The following is an 18,593-nucleotide window of genomic DNA, read 5'->3' as shown; positions in this document are numbered from 1 at the left end:
TCAAAGATATTAAGGAAGCATGTTATGGCACTTTGGGGTGGGCGTTTTACACAGGCAGCGGATCAGCGGTTCAAACAGTTCAATGACTCTTTGCGCTTCGACTACCGCCTGGCCGAACAGGATATTGTCGGCTCTGTGGCCTGGTCCAAAGCGCTAGTAACCGTTGGCGTGCTGACCGCAGAGGAGCAGCTGCAACTGGAAGAGGCGCTGAATAACCTTCTGGAAGAGGTGCGTCTGGATCCGCAGCAAATCCTGCAGAGCGATGCCGAAGATATTCACAGCTGGGTGGAAGGCAAACTTATCGACAAAGTCGGTCAGTTGGGTAAAAAGCTACACACCGGCCGTAGCCGTAACGACCAGGTTGCTACCGACCTGAAGCTGTGGTGTAAAGAGACCGTTGGCGAGCTGCTGGCAGCTAACCGTCAGCTGCAGAGCGCGCTGGTAGAGACCGCGCAGAACAACCAGGACGCCGTGATGCCGGGCTATACCCACCTGCAGCGCGCGCAGCCGGTGACCTTTGCCCACTGGTGTCTGGCCTATGTTGAGATGCTGGCGCGTGACGAAAGCCGTCTGCAGGACACCCTGAAACGTCTGGATGTCAGCCCACTGGGCAGCGGCGCGCTGGCCGGTACCGCGTATGAAATCGACCGTGAACAGCTCGCAGGCTGGCTGGGCTTTGCGTCCGCCACCCGTAACAGCCTGGACAGCGTCTCTGACCGTGACCATGTACTGGAGCTGCTCTCCAATGCGTCTATCGGGATGGTGCATCTGTCGCGCTTTGCCGAAGACCTGATCTTCTTTAACTCCGGTGAAGCCGGTTTTGTGGAGCTGTCCGACCGCGTGACCTCAGGCTCTTCCCTGATGCCGCAGAAGAAAAACCCGGACGCGCTGGAGCTGATCCGCGGCAAATGTGGCCGCGTGCAGGGCGCGCTGACCGGCATGATGATGACCCTGAAAGGGCTGCCGCTGGCGTATAACAAAGACATGCAGGAAGACAAAGAAGGGCTGTTCGACGCGCTCGACACCTGGCTGGATTGTCTGCATATGGGTGCGCTGGTGCTGGATGGCATTCAGGTGAAACGTCCGCGCTGCCAGGAAGCGGCGCAGCAGGGGTATGCCAACTCCACCGAGCTGGCGGATTACCTGGTCGCGAAGGGTGTACCGTTCCGTGAAGCGCACCATATTGTGGGCGAAGCGGTGGTGGAGGCGATTCGTCAGGGTAAACCGCTGGAAGACCTGGCGCTTGCTGACCTGCAGAAGTTCAGTGCGGTTATCGGGGAGGATGTCTATCCGATTCTGGCGCTGCAATCCTGCCTGGATAAGCGTGCCGCGAAAGGCGGCGTGTCGCCGAAGCAGGTCGCGCAGGCGATTACGGATGCGAAAAACCGGTTGGTTTGATCGGTGCGGGTGGGTGCCCTCACCCCGGCCCTCTCCCACAGGGAGAGGGAGCAAACACTAAAAATGGCAACTTCGGTTGCCATTTTGCGTTTACCTCGGGCTTTTTTGCGCAAAAAAAAAGCGGACCACGGGGTCCGCAAAAGTTCACGTTGGCTTTAGTTGTTCGAGTTTTGAGAGAAACTCGATGACGGTGCGGGGACGTCAAGGGTCAAACACGTGCCGCCTCGTCTATGTGGTGTATTATTCAACAGAAAGCTTGATAGGGATAATCGTTCGTTGCTATGCTATCTATCGCCATGAACTATCGTGGCGACGGAGGATGAATAATGAATATTCGTGATCTTGAATACCTGGTAGCGCTAGCCGAGCACCGCCATTTTCGCCGTGCTGCAGATTCCTGCCACGTCAGCCAGCCGACGCTGAGCGGTCAGATCCGCAAGCTGGAAGATGAGCTGGGCGTGATGCTGCTGGAGCGCACCAGTCGTAAGGTACTGTTCACCCAGGCCGGTTTGTTGCTGGTGGATCAGGCGCGCACCGTGCTGCGCGAGGTCAAAGTGCTCAAGGAAATGGCAAGCCAGCAGGGGGAAGCGATGTCCGGCCCACTGCATATTGGCCTGATCCCAACCGTTGGCCCGTATCTTTTGCCGCACATCATTCCAATGTTGCACCAGACTTTCCCAAAACTCGAAATGTACCTGCATGAAGCGCAAACCCATCAACTGCTGGCGCAGTTAGATAGCGGCAAGCTTGACTGCGCTATTCTGGCGCTGGTGAAAGAGAGCGAAGCGTTTATTGAAGTGCCGCTGTTCGATGAGCCAATGATGCTGGCGATCTATGAAGATCACCCGTGGGCGAACCGCGATCGCGTGCCGATGGCCGATCTGGCCGGTGAAAAGCTGCTGATGCTGGAAGATGGCCACTGTCTGCGCGATCAGGCAATGGGCTTTTGCTTTGAAGCGGGTGCCGACGAAGATACCCATTTCCGCGCAACCAGCCTGGAAACGCTGCGTAATATGGTGGCGGCGGGAAGCGGGATTACGCTGCTGCCTGCGCTGGCCGTGCCGCGCGAGCGTAAGCGTGACGGCGTGGTTTATCTGCCGTGCATTAAGCCGGAACCGCGTCGCACGATCGGCCTTGTTTATCGTCCGGGGTCACCGCTGCGCAGCCGCTATGAGCAGCTGGCAGAGGCCATCCGCGGTGCGATGGATGGCCATTTCGATAACGCGTTAAAACAGGCGGTTTAAGCCGTTCAGCGCGGCGACCCGATAGGCTTCCGCCATAGTCGGGTAGTTAAAGGTGGTGTTAACGAAGTACTCAATGGTGTTACCGCCGCCTTTTTGCTCCATAATCGCCTGGCCGATGTGAATGATTTCCGCCGCGCGCTCACCAAAGCAGTGAATGCCGAGGATCTCTTTCGTCTCGCGATGGAACAGGATTTTCAGCGTCCCCACGCTCATTCCGACAATTTGCGCCCGCGCCAGATGTTTAAACTGCGCGCGACCCACCTCATATGGCACTTTCATTGACGTCAGCTGCTGCTCGGTTTTCCCTACGGAACTGATTTCCGGGATGGTATAGATGCCGGTCGGGATATCTTCGATCAGATGCGCCGTCGCTTCACCTTTCACCAACGCCTGTGCGGCAATACGGCCCTGGTCATAAGCGGCAGAGGCCAGGCTTGGGTAACCAATCACGTCGCCGACCGCGTAAACGTGCGGCAGGGCAGTCTGGTACATACTGTTGACCTTCAGCTGACCGCGGCTGTCGGTCTCAAGTCCGATATTCTCCAGCTGCAGGGAATCGGTGTTGCCGGTACGACCGTTGGCGTACAGCAGGCAGTCCGCTTTCAGCTTCTTACCGGACTTGAGGTGCATGATCACACCGTCGTCGCAACCTTCAATCTTCTCGTATTCTTCGTTGTGGCGAATCACCACGCCGCTGTTCCAGAAGTGGTAGGAGAGAGAGTCTGACATCTCCTGATCGAGGAATGCCAGCAGGCGGTCGCGCGTGTTGATGAGATCAACTTTGACATCCATTCCGCGGAAGATCGACGCATATTCGCAGCCAATGACCCCTGCGCCATAGATAATGACGTGGCGGGGTTCATGGTGCAGGCTCAGAATCGAGTCGCTGTCGTAAACGCGCGGGTGCGAGAAGTCGACGTCGGCCGGGTGGTAAGGGCGCGATCCGCAGGCAATCACAAATTTTTCGGCGGTGAGTGTCTCAACCGAACCGTCGTGGCATTCAAGTGCCAGGGTGTGTTCATCCACAAAATGCGCGTTGCCCTGCAAAATCTCACAGTGGTTACGCTCATAAAACCCCTGGCGCATGCGCGTCTGCTGGTTAATGACGGTATCCGCATGATTCAGGATGTCGGCAAAGGAGGAACGAAGAAGTCGGGAGTGGTCGCTGTAAAGAGGGTTCTGGTTAAATTCGATAATGCGGCTAACGGCGTGGCGGAGGGCTTTTGAAGGGATGGTACCCCAGTGGGTGCAACCGCCGCCGACATTATGGTAGCGCTCAATGACCGCTACTCTGGCTCCCTGTTTCACCAGACCCATAGCAGCGCCTTCGCCGCCGGGGCCGGAACCAATAACTATTGCGTCGTAATCGTAGGAATGTGGCATGGTAAGGCTTACCTGTTCTTATACATAAAAGCAACAGAATCATAACATCATTGCCAGGGTAACCCAATTATCGTTGTGCTTTTTTCCGGCAGTGGAGCACAAACCGCACGTAAACAATCATTCACAAAGCCAGGCAAACAGATTAATTTTATTCTCTGGTATAGTGCCAGCAGGCCTTTGGAAGGATTCAACTATCGTGATGGGCGTAAGAGCACAACAAAAAGAGAAAACCCGGCGTTCGCTGGTGGAAGCCGCATTCAGTCAACTGAGTGCCGAGCGGAGTTTTGCCAGTTTGAGCCTGCGCGAAGTCGCACGCGAGGCCGGGATTGCGCCAACGTCCTTCTATCGTCATTTCCGTGATGTGGATGAACTGGGCCTGACCATGGTCGATGAAAGCGGTCTGATGCTGCGCCAGCTGATGCGCCAGGCACGTCAACGTATCGCCAAAGGGGGTAGCGTGATACGCACCTCCGTGTCGACCTTTATGGAATTTATTGGCAATAACCCCAACGCGTTTCGTCTGCTTTTGCGCGAGCGTTCGGGCACATCGGCGGCGTTTCGTGCCGCCGTCGCGCGTGAAATTCAGCACTTCATCGCGGAACTTGCCGACTATCTTGAACTCGAAAACCATATGCCGCGTGCGTTTACTGAAGCACAGGCTGAGGCGATGGTGACGATTGTTTTCAGCGCGGGTGCCGAAGCGCTGGATGTCAGCATTGAACAACGCAAACAGCTCGAAGAGCGACTGGTATTGCAGCTCAGGATGATCTCCAAAGGCGCGTACTACTGGTATCGCCGTGAACAAGAGAAACTGGCACATCAAACCGAAGAGTGAAGGTGAGTAATGAAACAGTCAGGTCAGGATAAAGGGACGCTGTTGCTGGCATTGATCGCTGGCTTATCCATTAATGGGACGTTTGCCGCTATTTTTAGCTCAATTGTTCCGTTTTCGATTTTCCCGCTTATTGCGCTGGTGCTGACGGTGTACTGCCTGCATCAACGTTACCTGAACCGCACCATGCCGGTGGGGTTACCGGGGCTGGCCGCTGCCTGCTTTATTCTGGGCGTATTGCTGTATAGCACCGTGGTGCGTGCGGAGTATCCGGATATCGGATCTAACTTCTTCCCTGCGGTACTGTCTGTGGCGCTGGTATTCTGGATTGGCTCGCGCATGCGTAGCCGTAAGAGCCAGTTACCAGAGTAATGAATTATTTGTAGGGCAGGTAAGCGAAGCGCCACCTGCCAAAACCGGCCTACAGATTACCGTGCGGTAAGTAAAACGCCGCACTCCATATGGTGCGTATACGGGAACTGATCGAACAGCGCCAGACGTTCAACGTTGTGCGTCTGGCTTAATGTTTCGAGGTTCTTGCACAGCGTCTCCGGGTTACAGGAGATGTACAAAATGCGCGGGTACGCCTGCACCATCTTTTCGGTTTCGCTGTCCAGGCCACTGCGCGGCGGGTCGACAAAAATCGTCTCACACTGGTAGCTCTTCAGGTCGATCCCTTCCAGGCGGTTAAACGCCCGCACGCCGTTCATGGCCTGCGTGAACTCTTCTGCGGCCATACGAATGATCTGCACGTTGTCGATATGGTTAGCGGCAATGTTGTACTGCGCGGCGGCAACTGACGGCTTGGCAATTTCGGTTGCCAGAACGCGATCAAAGTTACGTGCCAGGGCCAGGGAGAAGTTGCCGTTACCGCAGTACAGCTCAAGCAGGTCGCCTTTAGATCCTTCCGTCGCCTTGAGCGCCCACTCCAGCATCTGCACGTTCATCGCGGCGTTCGGCTGAGTGAAGCTGTTCTCGACCTGACGATAAATCATCTCTTTACCCGCCACCGGCAAACGCTCATCGACGTAATCCTGATCCAGCATGATTTTGGTTTTGGTCGCGCGGCCAATCAGGTGGACATTGATGTTCTGCGCACGCAGCGCATCGCGCAGGGCTTCTGCCTGTTCGCGCCATTCGTCGGTCAGCGCTTTGTGGTAGAGCAGAGAGACAATCGCCTGATTGCTTTGCGTGGTCAGATAGTCAATCTGGAACAGCTTATGACGCAGCACCGGATTATCGCGCACACCGTCAATGATCAGGGTCATCAGTTGGTTGATGAGCTCACTCGCCGCCGGGAAACTGTCCACGCGAATGCGGGATTTCGTCTGCTGATCGAAAATGATGTGGTACAGGTCATCTCCGTCGTGCCAGATGCGGAACTCGGCGCGCATGCGGTAGTGGCTGACGGGAGAGCGGAACACCTCGGGAACGGGCGCGTTGAACGGCGTCATCATACTTTGCAGGCGGACGACTTTCTCTGCCAGCTGCGCGTCGTACTGTTCTGTCGGGAGGTGTTCTGGGGTCATGATGCGTCCTGAGTGATAAAGAATTACGCGGGGATTGTAGGCATTGTGCAGGGGATGTCCAGATTTAATGGCTCATAGCTGTCTGGACATCTATACGTGTCTAATTGTAGCATTCTGTTTCCGGTCTCCTGAGAGTGAAAAGGGAATCCAGTGTAATTCTGGAGCTGACGCGCAGCGGTAAAGACTGGCGGGATGAACGTTGTAGACACTGTGACAATGGGAAGTCTTCATCCGTATAACGCCACCTAGCCCGAAGACCTGCCGGGATCACGTCGCATTTGGTTTCATCATCGCGTGCTATCGATGGGGCCTGCGGCATCCTTCTTATATTGTGGATGCTTTAACAATGATTAAAAAAGTATCGCTGTTGACGGCGCTGTCCGTCACGGCATTTTCGGGCTGGGCGCAGGATAGCGCCGACTCGTTGGTGGTGACGGCAAATCGTTTTGAACAACCGGCAAAAACCGTTCTGGCGCCGACGTCCGTTGTGACGCGAGAAGATATTGAACGCTGGCAGGCAAAGAGCGTTGTGGAAATCATGTCGCGTTTGCCGGGAGTGGACATCGCGCAAAGTGGTGGCCTGGGTGCGACCTCTTCTACTTTTATTCGTGGTACTGAGTCCCGTCACGTTCTGGTTCTGATTGACGGTGTACCGCTGAACAATGCCGGGATCAGCAACGTTCCCGATCTTAGCCAAATCCCCACCTCGCTGATTCAGCGCATTGAGTACATCCGCGGCCCGCGTTCTGCGCTGTATGGCTCCGACGCGATTGGCGGTGTGATCAACATTATCACCGGGCGCGATAAACCGGGCGCGGAAATTTCTGCCGGAGTGGGTTCTAAGGGTTATCAAACTTATGACGGTTCTTTCCAGCAGGTTCTGGATAAAACCAAAATCACCATGGCGGGTAATTACACTTATACCCGTGGTTTCGATATCGGTGCGAAAGATGCTCCGCGTCAGCCGGATCGTGACGGTTTTATGAGTAAGTCACTTTACGGTTCTGTGGAACAGCAAATTACCGATAGCATCAGTGGTTTTTTCCGCGGCTTTGGTTACGACAATCGCACTGCGTATGACGGCTATGACCATTACGATGCTAATTTTGTTGTTGATGGACGACCGGATACGCGCCAACTCTACAGTCAAAATTGGGATACTGGCCTGCGCTACAGTCAGGGGATATTTAAATCGCAGTTGGCCATAGGTTATGGTCGCAGCAAAGATCAGAACTATGACCCGAAGAAAGGGCGTTATTCAGATTCCGCAACGACGGACGATGTGAAGCAGTACACCACACAGTGGTTAAATTCCCTTGAAGTAGGTCATGGTAATATTGGTGCGGGCCTGGACTGGCAGAAACAAAAAACTCAGGCTGGTTCTAGCACTATGGATAACGGCTATGAGCAGCGCAATACGGGCGTCTTCCTCTCGGCGATGCAGCAATTTGACAGCATCACGCTAGAAGCTGCGGCACGTAACGATGATAACTCGAATTTTGGCAATCATGCTACGTGGCAAACCAGTGCTGCGTGGGAGTTTATCGATGGTTACCGGATTATTGGTTCATATGGCACGGCTTATAAAGCACCGACGATGAGCCAGATTCACAGTGAGAAATATGGCAATCCTGACCTTAAGCCTGAAGAGAGTAAACAGTGGGAAGGAGGCTTTGAAGGTCTGACGGGGCCGGTTAACTGGCGCGTAACGGGTTATCGTAACGACATTGATAACCTAATTGGCTACGACGCAAACTACCGGTACTACAATGTGGACGAAGCCCGTATCAAAGGGATTGAAGCCACCGCGCAGTTTGATACCGGTCCGGTAGGGCACCAAATTTCCTATGACTATGTTGACCCACGTAATACTAAAACCAATGAAGTTCTGGCGCGCCGTTCTAAGCAGCAGGTTAAGTACCAGCTTGACTGGCAGGTATGGGATCTCGACTGGAATGTTTCCTATCGTTATTTGGGTACACGCTATGACGTTGCGGTCGATCCGAATACCTATTCTACAGAACGTGTAAAAATGGGTGGTGTCAGCCTGTGGGATGTCGCAGTTTCGTATCCTGTCACCTCACACCTCACAGTTCGTGGTAAAATAGCCAACCTGTTCGATAAAGATTACGAGACAGTTTATGGCTACCAAACTGCAGGACGGGAATACACCTTGTCTGGCAGCTACACCTTCTAATCCGCGTCCCACCGTGCTGGTATTTGATTCCGGCGTCGGTGGGCTTTCGGTCTATGATGAGATTCGGCATCTCCTGCCGGATCTCCATTACATTTACGCTTTCGATAACGTCGCGTTCCCGTACGGGGAAAAGAGTGAGGACTTTATCGTCGAGCGCGTGGTTGAAATCGTCACCGCAGTGCAAAAGCGCTATCCCCTTGCACTGGCCGTCATCGCCTGTAATACGGCGAGCACCGTTTCCCTTCCCGCCCTGCGTGAAAAATTCCCGTTCCCGGTTGTGGGCGTCGTGCCTGCAATCAAGCCTGCGGCACGTTTGACGGCGAATGGCATTGTGGGATTGCTGGCCACGCGAGGTACGGTAAAGCGTCCTTATACCCGCGAGCTGATCGAGCGTTTTGCTAACGAATGCCAGATTGCGATGCTCGGTTCGGCAGAGCTGGTGGAGATGGCCGAAGCGAAATTGCATGGACAGGCGGTATCACTCGACGAGCTGCGTCGTATTCTTCGTCCATGGTTGCGGATGCCCGAACCCCCGGATACGGTTGTGCTCGGCTGCACCCACTTCCCGTTACTACAGGAAGAGCTGTTAGAGGTACTACCGGAGGGAACACGGCTGTTGGATTCCGGTGCGGCTATCGCGCGTCGTACGGCCTGGCTGCTGGAACATGAAGCGCCTGATGCGAAATCAGCCGATGCGAATATTGCTTTTTGTATGGCAATTACGAAAGAGACTGAGCAACTTTTACCCGTTTTACGCCGTTATGGCTTTCAAACGCTCGAAAAACTGGCGCTATAGCACGGTTTTGAGCAAAAAAGAGACGGTTGAAAGTTTTTTTTAAAAGAGGGGTTGTCAACGTCTGAGAACTCCCTATAATGCGCCTCCACTGACACGGAACAACGGCTTACAGGCCGCCGGGTTAGCGGGGTTCAGAGATGAACGCCAACAGAGAAAAGCAAAAATAATCGCTTGACTCTGAATGAGGAAAACGTAATATACGGGACCTCGCAACGGTGAGCGAAAGCCGCGTTGCAACTGCTCTTTAACAATTTATCAGACAATCTGTGTGGGCACTCAAAGTGACATGGATTCTTAATGTCTTCGGACAATAAATGAATACCAAGTCTCTGAGTGAACATACGTAATTCATTACGAAGTTTAATTCACGAGCATCAAACTTAAATTGAAGAGTTTGATCATGGCTCAGATTGAACGCTGGCGGCAGGCCTAACACATGCAAGTCGAACGGTAGCACAGAGAGCTTGCTCTCGGGTGACGAGTGGCGGACGGGTGAGTAATGTCTGGGAAACTGCCTGATGGAGAGGGATAACTACTGGAAACGGTAGCTAATACCGCATAACGTCGCAAGACCAAAGAGGGGGACCTTCGGGCCTCTTGCCATCAGATGTGCCCAGATGGGATTAGCTAGTAGGTGGGGTAACGGCTCACCTAGGCGACGATCCCTAGCTGGTCTGAGAGGATGACCAGCCACACTGGAACTGAGACACGGTCCAGACTCCTACGGGAGGCAGCAGTGGGGAATATTGCACAATGGGCGCAAGCCTGATGCAGCCATGCCGCGTGTATGAAGAAGGCCTTCGGGTTGTAAAGTACTTTCAGCGGGGAGGAAGGTGTTGTGGTTAATAACCGCAGCAATTGACGTTACCCGCAGAAGAAGCACCGGCTAACTCCGTGCCAGCAGCCGCGGTAATACGGAGGGTGCAAGCGTTAATCGGAATTACTGGGCGTAAAGCGCACGCAGGCGGTCTGTCAAGTCGGATGTGAAATCCCCGGGCTCAACCTGGGAACTGCATTCGAAACTGGCAGGCTAGAGTCTTGTAGAGGGGGGTAGAATTCCAGGTGTAGCGGTGAAATGCGTAGAGATCTGGAGGAATACCGGTGGCGAAGGCGGCCCCCTGGACAAAGACTGACGCTCAGGTGCGAAAGCGTGGGGAGCAAACAGGATTAGATACCCTGGTAGTCCACGCCGTAAACGATGTCGACTTGGAGGTTGTGCCCTTGAGGCGTGGCTTCCGGAGCTAACGCGTTAAGTCGACCGCCTGGGGAGTACGGCCGCAAGGTTAAAACTCAAATGAATTGACGGGGGCCCGCACAAGCGGTGGAGCATGTGGTTTAATTCGATGCAACGCGAAGAACCTTACCTACTCTTGACATCCAGAGAACTTTCCAGAGATGGATTGGTGCCTTCGGGAACTCTGAGACAGGTGCTGCATGGCTGTCGTCAGCTCGTGTTGTGAAATGTTGGGTTAAGTCCCGCAACGAGCGCAACCCTTATCCTTTGTTGCCAGCGGTTAGGCCGGGAACTCAAAGGAGACTGCCAGTGATAAACTGGAGGAAGGTGGGGATGACGTCAAGTCATCATGGCCCTTACGAGTAGGGCTACACACGTGCTACAATGGCGCATACAAAGAGAAGCGACCTCGCGAGAGCAAGCGGACCTCATAAAGTGCGTCGTAGTCCGGATTGGAGTCTGCAACTCGACTCCATGAAGTCGGAATCGCTAGTAATCGTAGATCAGAATGCTACGGTGAATACGTTCCCGGGCCTTGTACACACCGCCCGTCACACCATGGGAGTGGGTTGCAAAAGAAGTAGGTAGCTTAACCTTCGGGAGGGCGCTTACCACTTTGTGATTCATGACTGGGGTGAAGTCGTAACAAGGTAACCGTAGGGGAACCTGCGGTTGGATCACCTCCTTACCTTAAAGAACCTGCCTTTGTAGTGCTCACACAGATTGTCTGATGAAAAAACAGCAGTAAAAATCTCTGCAGGCTTGTAGCTCAGGTGGTTAGAGCGCACCCCTGATAAGGGTGAGGTCGGTGGTTCAAGTCCACTCAGGCCTACCAAACTCCTTTTAAAGGATGAGCGGTACAGAGATTACAAACGATGGGGCTATAGCTCAGCTGGGAGAGCGCCTGCTTTGCACGCAGGAGGTCTGCGGTTCGATCCCGCATAGCTCCACCATCTTTTACTGCGAACACAAGAAAACTTCAGAGTGAACCTGAAAAGGTGCACTGCGAAGTTTTGCTCTTTAAAAATCTGGATCAAGCTGAAAATTGAAACGACACACAGTTAATGTGTGTTCGAGTCTCTCAAATTTTCGCAAACCGATGATGAATCGAAAGAAACATCTTCGGGTTGTGAGGTTAAGCGACTAAGCGTACACGGTGGATGCCCTGGCAGTCAGAGGCGATGAAGGACGTGCTAATCTGCGAAAAGCGCCGGCGAGGTGATATGAACCTTTGACCCGGCGATGTCCGAATGGGGAAACCCAGTGTGATTCGTCACACTATCGTTAACTGAATACATAGGTTAACGAGGCGAACCGGGGGAACTGAAACATCTAAGTACCCCGAGGAAAAGAAATCAACCGAGATTCCCCCAGTAGCGGCGAGCGAACGGGGAGCAGCCCGGAGTCTGAATCAGCTTGTGTGTTAGTGGAACGGTCTGGAAAGTCCGACGGTACAGGGTGATAGTCCCGTACACGAAAATGCACAGGTTGTGAACTCGAAGAGTAGGGCGGGACACGTGGTATCCTGTCTGAATATGGGGGGACCATCCTCCAAGGCTAAATACTCCTGACTGACCGATAGTGAACCAGTACCGTGAGGGAAAGGCGAAAAGAACCCCGGCGAGGGGAGTGAAAAAGAACCTGAAACCGTGTACGTACAAGCAGTGGGAGCCTACTTGTTAGGTGACTGCGTACCTTTTGTATAATGGGTCAGCGACTTATATTCTGTAGCAAGGTTAACCGTATAGGGGAGCCGAAGGGAAACCGAGTCTTAACTGGGCGTTAAGTTGCAGGGTATAGACCCGAAACCCGGTGATCTAGCCATGGGCAGGTTGAAGGTTGGGTAACACTAACTGGAGGACCGAACCGACTAATGTTGAAAAATTAGCGGATGACCTGTGGCTGGGGGTGAAAGGCCAATCAAACCGGGAGATAGCTGGTTCTCCCCGAAAGCTATTTAGGTAGCGCCTCGTGAATTCATCTTCGGGGGTAGAGCACTGTTTCGGCTAGGGGGCCATCCCGGCTTACCAACCCGATGCAAACTACGAATACCGAAGAATGTTATCACGGGAGACACACGGCGGGTGCTAACGTCCGTCGTGAAGAGGGAAACAACCCAGACCGCCAGCTAAGGTCCCAAAGTCATGGTTAAGTGGGAAACGATGTGGGAAGGCACAGACAGCCAGGATGTTGGCTTAGAAGCAGCCATCATTTAAAGAAAGCGTAATAGCTCACTGGTCGAGTCGGCCTGCGCGGAAGATGTAACGGGGCTAAACCATGCACCGAAGCTGCGGCAGCGACGCTTATGCGTTGTTGGGTAGGGGAGCGTTCTGTAAGCCGTTGAAGGTGGCCTGTGAGGGTTGCTGGAGGTATCAGAAGTGCGAATGCTGACATAAGTAACGATAAAGCGGGTGAAAAGCCCGCTCGCCGGAAGACCAAGGGTTCCTGTCCAACGTTAATCGGGGCAGGGTGAGTCGACCCCTAAGGCGAGGCCGAAAGGCGTAGTCGATGGGAAACAGGTTAATATTCCTGTACTTGGTGTTACTGCGAAGGGGGGACGGAGAAGGCTATGTTAGCCGGGCGACGGTTGTCCCGGTTTAAGCATGTAGGCGGAGGTTCCAGGTAAATCCGGTACCTTTTAACGCTGAGGTGTGATGACGAGGCACTACGGTGCTGAAGTAACAAATGCCCTGCTTCCAGGAAAAGCCTCTAAGCATCAGGTAACACGAAATCGTACCCCAAACCGACACAGGTGGTCAGGTAGAGAATACCAAGGCGCTTGAGAGAACTCGGGTGAAGGAACTAGGCAAAATGGTGCCGTAACTTCGGGAGAAGGCACGCTGATATGTAGGTGAAGCCCCTGCGGGTGGAGCTGAAATCAGTCGAAGATACCAGCTGGCTGCAACTGTTTATTAAAAACACAGCACTGTGCAAACACGAAAGTGGACGTATACGGTGTGACGCCTGCCCGGTGCCGGAAGGTTAATTGATGGGGTTAGCGGTAACGCGAAGCTCTTGATCGAAGCCCCGGTAAACGGCGGCCGTAACTATAACGGTCCTAAGGTAGCGAAATTCCTTGTCGGGTAAGTTCCGACCTGCACGAATGGCGTAATGATGGCCAGGCTGTCTCCACCCGAGACTCAGTGAAATTGAACTCGCTGTGAAGATGCAGTGTACCCGCGGCAAGACGGAAAGACCCCGTGAACCTTTACTATAGCTTGACACTGAACACTGGTCCTTGATGTGTAGGATAGGTGGGAGGCTTTGAAGCGTGGACGCCAGTCTGCGTGGAGCCGACCTTGAAATACCACCCTTTAATGGCTGGTGTTCTAACGTAGACCCGTGATCCGGGTTGCGGACAGTGTCTGGTGGGTAGTTTGACTGGGGCGGTCTCCTCCCAAAGAGTAACGGAGGAGCACGAAGGTTAGCTAATCCTGGTCGGACATCAGGAGGTTAGTGCAATGGCATAAGCTAGCTTGACTGCGAGAGTGACGGCTCGAGCAGGTGCGAAAGCAGGTCATAGTGATCCGGTGGTTCTGAATGGAAGGGCCATCGCTCAACGGATAAAAGGTACTCCGGGGATAACAGGCTGATACCGCCCAAGAGTTCATATCGACGGCGGTGTTTGGCACCTCGATGTCGGCTCATCACATCCTGGGGCTGAAGTAGGTCCCAAGGGTATGGCTGTTCGCCATTTAAAGTGGTACGCGAGCTGGGTTTAGAACGTCGTGAGACAGTTCGGTCCCTATCTGCCGTGGGCGCTGGAGAATTGAGGGGGGCTGCTCCTAGTACGAGAGGACCGGAGTGGACGCATCACTGGTGTTCGGGTTGTCATGCCAATGGCACTGCCCGGTAGCTAAATGCGGAAGAGATAAGTGCTGAAAGCATCTAAGCACGAAACTTGCCCCGAGATGAGTTCTCCCTGAGACTATAAGTCTCCTGAAGGAACGTTGAAGACTACGACGTTGATAGGTCGGGTGTGTAAGCGCAGCGATGCGTTGAGCTAACCGATACTAATGAACCGTGAGGCTTAACCTTACAACGCCGAAGCTGTTTTGGCGGTGAGAGACGATTTTCAGCCTGATACAGATAACAGAATTTGCCTGGCGGCTTTAGCGCGGTGGTCCCACCTGACCCCATGCCGAACTCAGAAGTGAAACGCCGTAGCGCCGATGGTAGTGTGGGGTCTCCCCATGTGAGAGTAGGGAACTGCCAGGCATCAAATTAAGTAGTAAGCCGGTGCATAAATCCGGTGGTTACAAGCAGTCTTCGGTGGAGCGGTAGTTCAGTCGGTTAGAATACCTGCCTGTCACGCAGGGGGTCGCGGGTTCGAGTCCCGTCCGTTCCGCCACTTATTAAGACATTAAGCCTGCCTCACTGGCAGGCTTAATGGCAAAAAACTTTAGGGGCGTAGCTCAGTTGGTAGAGCACCGGTCTCCAAAACCGGGTGTCGCGAGTTCGAGTCTCTCCGCCCCTGCCATATCGAATCCTTTGCTTCGGCAAAGGATTTTTTTTGCCTGAAATACAACGGCACACCTGAATTTTCAGCCAGCTTCCCTGCTGGCTGATGCATCATTCCATAATATTGATTTTTAAGAGATCTTTTATCTGCGACTGCTTATCGCTGTTTTGCAGCCAAATCGCATACAGCGGGCGCGAAATGGTGGTGGAATCTATCACGGTATGTAGCCCCGCTTTAGTATCTGCCCAACGGGCTGGTAACCAGGTGCAACCCTTCAACAAGGGAAGTTGCTGACAGGCAATCTCGGCAGAACTGGTGGTTAACTGTGGAACATCATCTGGGGCTATCAATCCCGCCTCATGCTGCTGAAAATCAGGACCCCACTCCAGGCGCAAATAGGTCAGATCGGCTTTCATCATTGAAGGTTCAGAAGCATAAAGTGCCAGACCAAACTGCCCTACGATCTGGCTGCTAAATTCGTCCATCTTGGGGGCTTCGGTCGTGATAAGAAGATCAAGCTGGCGCTCATGAAGTTGCTTAACCAGGGACTGGCGTTGCGCAATTCTGGCTTCAAATTGCAAATGTTCATGAGAACGATATAGCCGGGTAAGCCACTGACTTAGCATACATTCCCACAGGGACGCGCTGGCCCCTATCGAGAACTCATTGTGCCTCGACGTATGGGCAACCTCTTTACGTGCTGCCTGCCAGGTATTCATCAACGTTTCCGCATAGGGGAGCAGTTTCTCACCTGCAGGCGTTAAACGTATGTTGTTGCGGTGGCGGGTAAAAAGATTCACACCCAGTTGATTTTCCAGCTGTCGAATACGAAAACTGACCGCTGACTGCGTCAGGTAAAGGGCTTCAGCTGCTCGCCCAAAGTGGCGTGTTCTGCTCACTTCGAGGAAAGTTTTTAGCAATTCCGTATCCACATCTTTCTCCGCAAAATAATTTGTCGTTATGATTTAAATGTTTTGTTTTACACTCTGTCAAGCGTAACTAATACTCCGCGCCATAAATAGCTCGGCCAAAGAATTAGGAGCGTGTAGGATGGCGGAAAGCTTTACGACGACTAATCGTTTTTTCGACAATAAACATTATCCGCGCGGGTTCTCTCGTCACGGCGATTTCACCATCAAAGAGGCGCAGCTGCTTGAGCGTCATGGTTATGCCTTCAACGAGCTGGATCTGGGTAAGCGTGAGCCCGCAACTGAAGATGAAAAGCAGTTTGTCTTAGTGTGCCGTGGCGAGCGTGAGCCACAGTCTGAAGCAGAACGTGTATGGATCAAGTACATGGCGCGCATTAAGCGTCCAAAACGCTTCCATACGCTCTCCGGCGGTAAGCCGCAGATGGAAGGCGCAGAAGACTACACTGAGTCTGATGACTAAGATGATTAGAAGGGGCTACGGCCCCTTTTTTACGCCAGCAACTTCTGCAGATGGAGCAGCAAACGATCGATAGCGCGGTAGCTCAGCGCCTCCTGCAAGTGTTTCCTCTGAATGTCACTACAACCCTCCACGTCAGCAATGGTTCTGGCCACTTTCAGCAAACGCTGCCACGCGCGTATAGAAAGACCAAAACGCGTCAAGGTTTCCTCCAGCCAAACCGCATCCTCCATGTTAAGAGAACAAAACTGCCGGATCCCGGCATTATCCAGCCGCGCATTCAGCCTGTTCTGACGGGCATATTGTCGCGTCTGGGCAGCAATGACCCGCTCGCGTACATCTGCTGAGCTTTCACCCGTGATGCCTTTTTGCCTGAGCAGGCCCGGCGGGGGAAGGGGGATTTCGAGGGATAAATCGAAACGGTCGAGAAACGGGCCGGATAACTTTCCCAGATAGCGCAACGTCTGCTCTGGCGTACAGCGGTTATGATTACCCTGATAATGACCCGTAGGGCTGGGATTCATCGCAGCGACCAGCTGAAACTGCGCGGGATAGCTTATTTTGGCTCGCGTGCGTGAGATGTGTATCTCTCCAGATTCAATGGGTTCTCTCAGGGCATCCAGGACGCGGCGCTCAAACTCAGGCAGCTCGTCGAGAAACAGAATGCCATTGTGCGCCAGTGAGATTTCACCCGGCCCGGGAATAGACCCACCGCCGACCATCGCCGTCAGTGAAGCGCTATGATGAGGTGAACGAAAAGGGCGACGGCGCCACTGTTTTTGCAAGGAGGTAGAACTGATAAGGCTCTAAATGGCGGCACTCTCCAGCGCTTCATGATTATTGAGCGGTGGCAGCAAGCCACTCAGCCTGCTCGCCAGCATCGTTTTACCCGTACCAGGCGGGCCGATCAAAAGAAGATTGTGTCCACCTGCGGCCGTAATCTCCAGCGCCCGTTTCCCTTGCTCCTGTCCCATAATCTCGCTGAGATCCTCTGGGGTATCGGCTATAACATTGTCACACTCTTCCGGCTCGGACAGTTCATGGCGCCCTTCCAGCCAGGCGCAAACTTCCTGTAAATGCCCTGCGACAAGACACCCCTTCTCGGCGATAAGACTCACTTCTGATGCATTTTCATTCGCGACAATGATTTGCCGTCCTGCACGTATAGCTTCCAGCGCGCCCGATATCGCACCGGGAACGCCCCTTAACGCGCCTGTGAGCGCGAGTTCTCCCACAAACTCGTACGAGCCTAGCCTGGTCGTATTAAGCTGCTCAGAGGCTGCGAGAAGCGCAATCGCGATAGGTAAATCATATCGTCCTCCCTCTTTGGGCAGATCGGCGGGAGCCAGGTTGATGGTGATCTTCTTCGCGGGGAAGGTATAACCGCTATTTATTATTGCGCTGCGAACGCGATCCCGGGCTTCTTTAACCGTCGTTTCAGGTAGCCCGACGAGCGTGAGCCCGGGTAGCCCATTACTCAGATGAACCTCTACAGAAATAAGCGGTGCCTTCACCCCGAGAGCCGCACGCGTATAAACAACTGACAGTGACATTTGCACTACCTCCTGGTACGACTATGCCAGTGCCTCTTTTGTCTGTTTAGCGTCATTTTGTGTATTTACGGCTCTTATTCAGAGATTTTAAGCGCACACTGAAATCATTACATACCCGTGGAAGACTTCTCGCAGAAGGTAAAAAGCGCCGTTTTGATGGTTAGCGCCGTCGTAAAAATATGAAAAATATTCATTCTTCAATTTCCCCATATAAAACAACGATTTTAAGAAATATGATTCGCGGCCTAACCAAATGCGTCATAAATAAATCTTGTGTTTGATTTAAAAACTGTGATACCTCTTTAGGTATTCCTTCGAACAAGATGCAAAAAGAACTGAAAATGACAGCCCTTCTACGAGTGATTAGCCTGGTCGTGATTAGCGTGGTGGTGATTATTATCCCACCGTGCGGGGCTGCACTTGGACGAGGAAAGGCTTAGAAATCAAGCCTTAACGAACTAAGACCCCCGCACCGAAAGGTCCGGGGGTTTTTTTATGACTAAAAAACGTAAACGAGGAGCAGGACATGACGACTAGCATAAAATTCTGTTTCTCCAGATTTATGACGGGGAACTAACT

12 protein-coding genes, 4 tRNA genes, 3 rRNA genes, 1 pseudogene and 1 riboswitch are annotated in these 18,593 nt (G+C 53.2%); of the genes and pseudogenes, 16 read left to right on the top strand and 4 right to left on the bottom strand.

Going from position 1 to position 18,593, the window contains the following annotated elements; genetic code table 11:
• Positions 1-24: 24 nt before the first annotated feature.
• Positions 25-1,398: an argininosuccinate lyase gene (gene argH, locus A4308_RS06510; RefSeq protein WP_032635165.1), complete on the top strand. Its 1,374-nt coding sequence runs from the start codon at positions 25-27 to the stop codon at positions 1,396-1,398.
• Between the two features lie 326 nt (positions 1,399-1,724).
• Positions 1,725-2,642, top strand: a complete 918-nt coding sequence (gene oxyR, locus A4308_RS06505; RefSeq protein WP_014885686.1) for a DNA-binding transcriptional regulator OxyR — start codon at positions 1,725-1,727, stop codon at positions 2,640-2,642.
• On the opposite strand, the gene sthA is transcribed toward oxyR, so the two are convergent.
• Positions 2,625-4,025: a Si-specific NAD(P)(+) transhydrogenase gene (gene sthA / locus A4308_RS06500; RefSeq protein WP_014885685.1), complete on the bottom strand. Its 1,401-nt coding sequence runs from the start codon at positions 4,023-4,025 to the stop codon at positions 2,625-2,627. The genes oxyR and sthA overlap by 18 nt on opposite strands.
• 196 nt (positions 4,026-4,221) lie before the next feature.
• Here sthA and fabR point away from each other — a divergent pair, with 196 nt between their 5' ends.
• Positions 4,222-4,860 carry an HTH-type transcriptional repressor FabR gene (gene fabR, locus A4308_RS06495; RefSeq protein ID WP_008501784.1) on the top strand — a complete coding sequence of 213 codons (639 nt, stop codon included), beginning with the start codon at positions 4,222-4,224 and terminating at the stop codon, positions 4,858-4,860.
• A 9-nt stretch (positions 4,861-4,869) separates the two neighbouring features.
• Positions 4,870-5,229 (top strand): YijD family membrane protein, encoded by a 360-nt coding sequence (locus A4308_RS06490; RefSeq protein WP_008501783.1) that lies wholly within the window; start codon positions 4,870-4,872, stop codon positions 5,227-5,229.
• A gap of 56 nt (positions 5,230-5,285) precedes the next feature.
• Here A4308_RS06490 and trmA read toward each other — a convergent pair whose 3' ends face one another.
• Positions 5,286-6,386, bottom strand: coding sequence for a tRNA (uridine(54)-C5)-methyltransferase TrmA (gene trmA / locus A4308_RS06485; RefSeq protein ID WP_023331591.1), 1,101 nt, complete (start codon positions 6,384-6,386; stop codon positions 5,286-5,288).
• Positions 6,387-6,490: 104 nt separating this feature from the next.
• A riboswitch (cobalamin riboswitch) is annotated at positions 6,491-6,666 on the top strand.
• 66 nt (positions 6,667-6,732) lie between these two features.
• Here trmA and btuB point away from each other — a divergent pair.
• The 9 genes from btuB to A4308_RS06440 all read left to right on the top strand — a co-directional run bounded on the left by btuB (position 6,733) and on the right by A4308_RS06440 (position 15,093).
• A complete protein-coding gene (gene btuB, locus A4308_RS06480; RefSeq protein WP_014885683.1) occupies positions 6,733-8,583 on the top strand; it encodes a TonB-dependent vitamin B12 receptor BtuB in 1,851 nt (616 codons plus the stop codon).
• On the top strand, positions 8,528-9,379 hold the full coding sequence (murI, locus tag A4308_RS06475; protein WP_063308483.1) for a glutamate racemase: 852 nt from the start codon (positions 8,528-8,530) through the stop codon (positions 9,377-9,379). Before btuB ends, murI begins: the two co-directional genes overlap by 56 nt.
• Before the next feature lie 382 nt (positions 9,380-9,761).
• A 16S ribosomal RNA gene (locus A4308_RS06470) occupies positions 9,762-11,301 on the top strand.
• A gap of 70 nt (positions 11,302-11,371) precedes the next feature.
• Positions 11,372-11,448: transfer RNA gene (locus A4308_RS06465), tRNA-Ile, on the top strand.
• A gap of 42 nt (positions 11,449-11,490) precedes the next feature.
• Positions 11,491-11,566: transfer RNA gene (locus A4308_RS06460), tRNA-Ala, on the top strand.
• Between the two features lie 180 nt (positions 11,567-11,746).
• Positions 11,747-14,651 (top strand): 23S ribosomal RNA (locus tag A4308_RS06455).
• A gap of 64 nt (positions 14,652-14,715) precedes the next feature.
• Positions 14,716-14,831, top strand: a 5S ribosomal RNA gene (rrf, locus tag A4308_RS06450).
• The 16S, 23S and 5S rRNA genes sit together here with 4 tRNA genes alongside, the layout of an rRNA operon.
• 56 nt (positions 14,832-14,887) lie before the next feature.
• A tRNA-Asp gene (locus tag A4308_RS06445) sits at positions 14,888-14,964 on the top strand.
• A 53-nt stretch (positions 14,965-15,017) separates the two neighbouring features.
• A tRNA-Trp gene (locus A4308_RS06440) sits at positions 15,018-15,093 on the top strand.
• Between the two features lie 92 nt (positions 15,094-15,185).
• Here A4308_RS06440 and hdfR read toward each other — a convergent pair.
• Positions 15,186-16,007, bottom strand: coding sequence for an HTH-type transcriptional regulator HdfR (gene hdfR / locus A4308_RS06435; protein ID WP_014885681.1), 822 nt, complete (start codon positions 16,005-16,007; stop codon positions 15,186-15,188).
• A gap of 118 nt (positions 16,008-16,125) precedes the next feature.
• Here hdfR and A4308_RS06430 point away from each other — a divergent pair, with 118 nt between their 5' ends.
• Positions 16,126-16,464, top strand: a complete 339-nt coding sequence (locus A4308_RS06430) for a DUF413 domain-containing protein (protein WP_014885680.1) — start codon at positions 16,126-16,128, stop codon at positions 16,462-16,464.
• 29 nt (positions 16,465-16,493) lie between these two features.
• On the opposite strand, the pseudogene A4308_RS06425 reads toward A4308_RS06430, so the two are convergent.
• Positions 16,494-18,014: pseudogene (locus tag A4308_RS06425) on the bottom strand (YifB family Mg chelatase-like AAA ATPase).
• 341 nt (positions 18,015-18,355) lie between these two features.
• Here A4308_RS06425 and ilvL point away from each other — a divergent pair.
• A complete protein-coding gene (gene ilvL, locus A4308_RS21655) occupies positions 18,356-18,454 on the top strand; it encodes an ilv operon leader peptide (protein WP_001311244.1) in 99 nt (32 codons plus the stop codon).
• 86 nt (positions 18,455-18,540) lie between these two features.
• Complete coding sequence (ilvX, locus tag A4308_RS22945) at positions 18,541-18,591, top strand: peptide IlvX (RefSeq protein WP_201405605.1); 51 nt, start codon at positions 18,541-18,543, stop codon at positions 18,589-18,591.
• Positions 18,592-18,593: the final 2 nt, after the last annotated feature.

The sequence above is a fragment of the Enterobacter sp. ODB01 genome (genome assembly GCF_001623605.1).
Taxonomy (GTDB): Bacteria; Pseudomonadota; Gammaproteobacteria; order Enterobacterales; family Enterobacteriaceae; genus Enterobacter; species Enterobacter kobei.
This window is presented reverse-complemented; position numbering and strand designations above follow the sequence as displayed.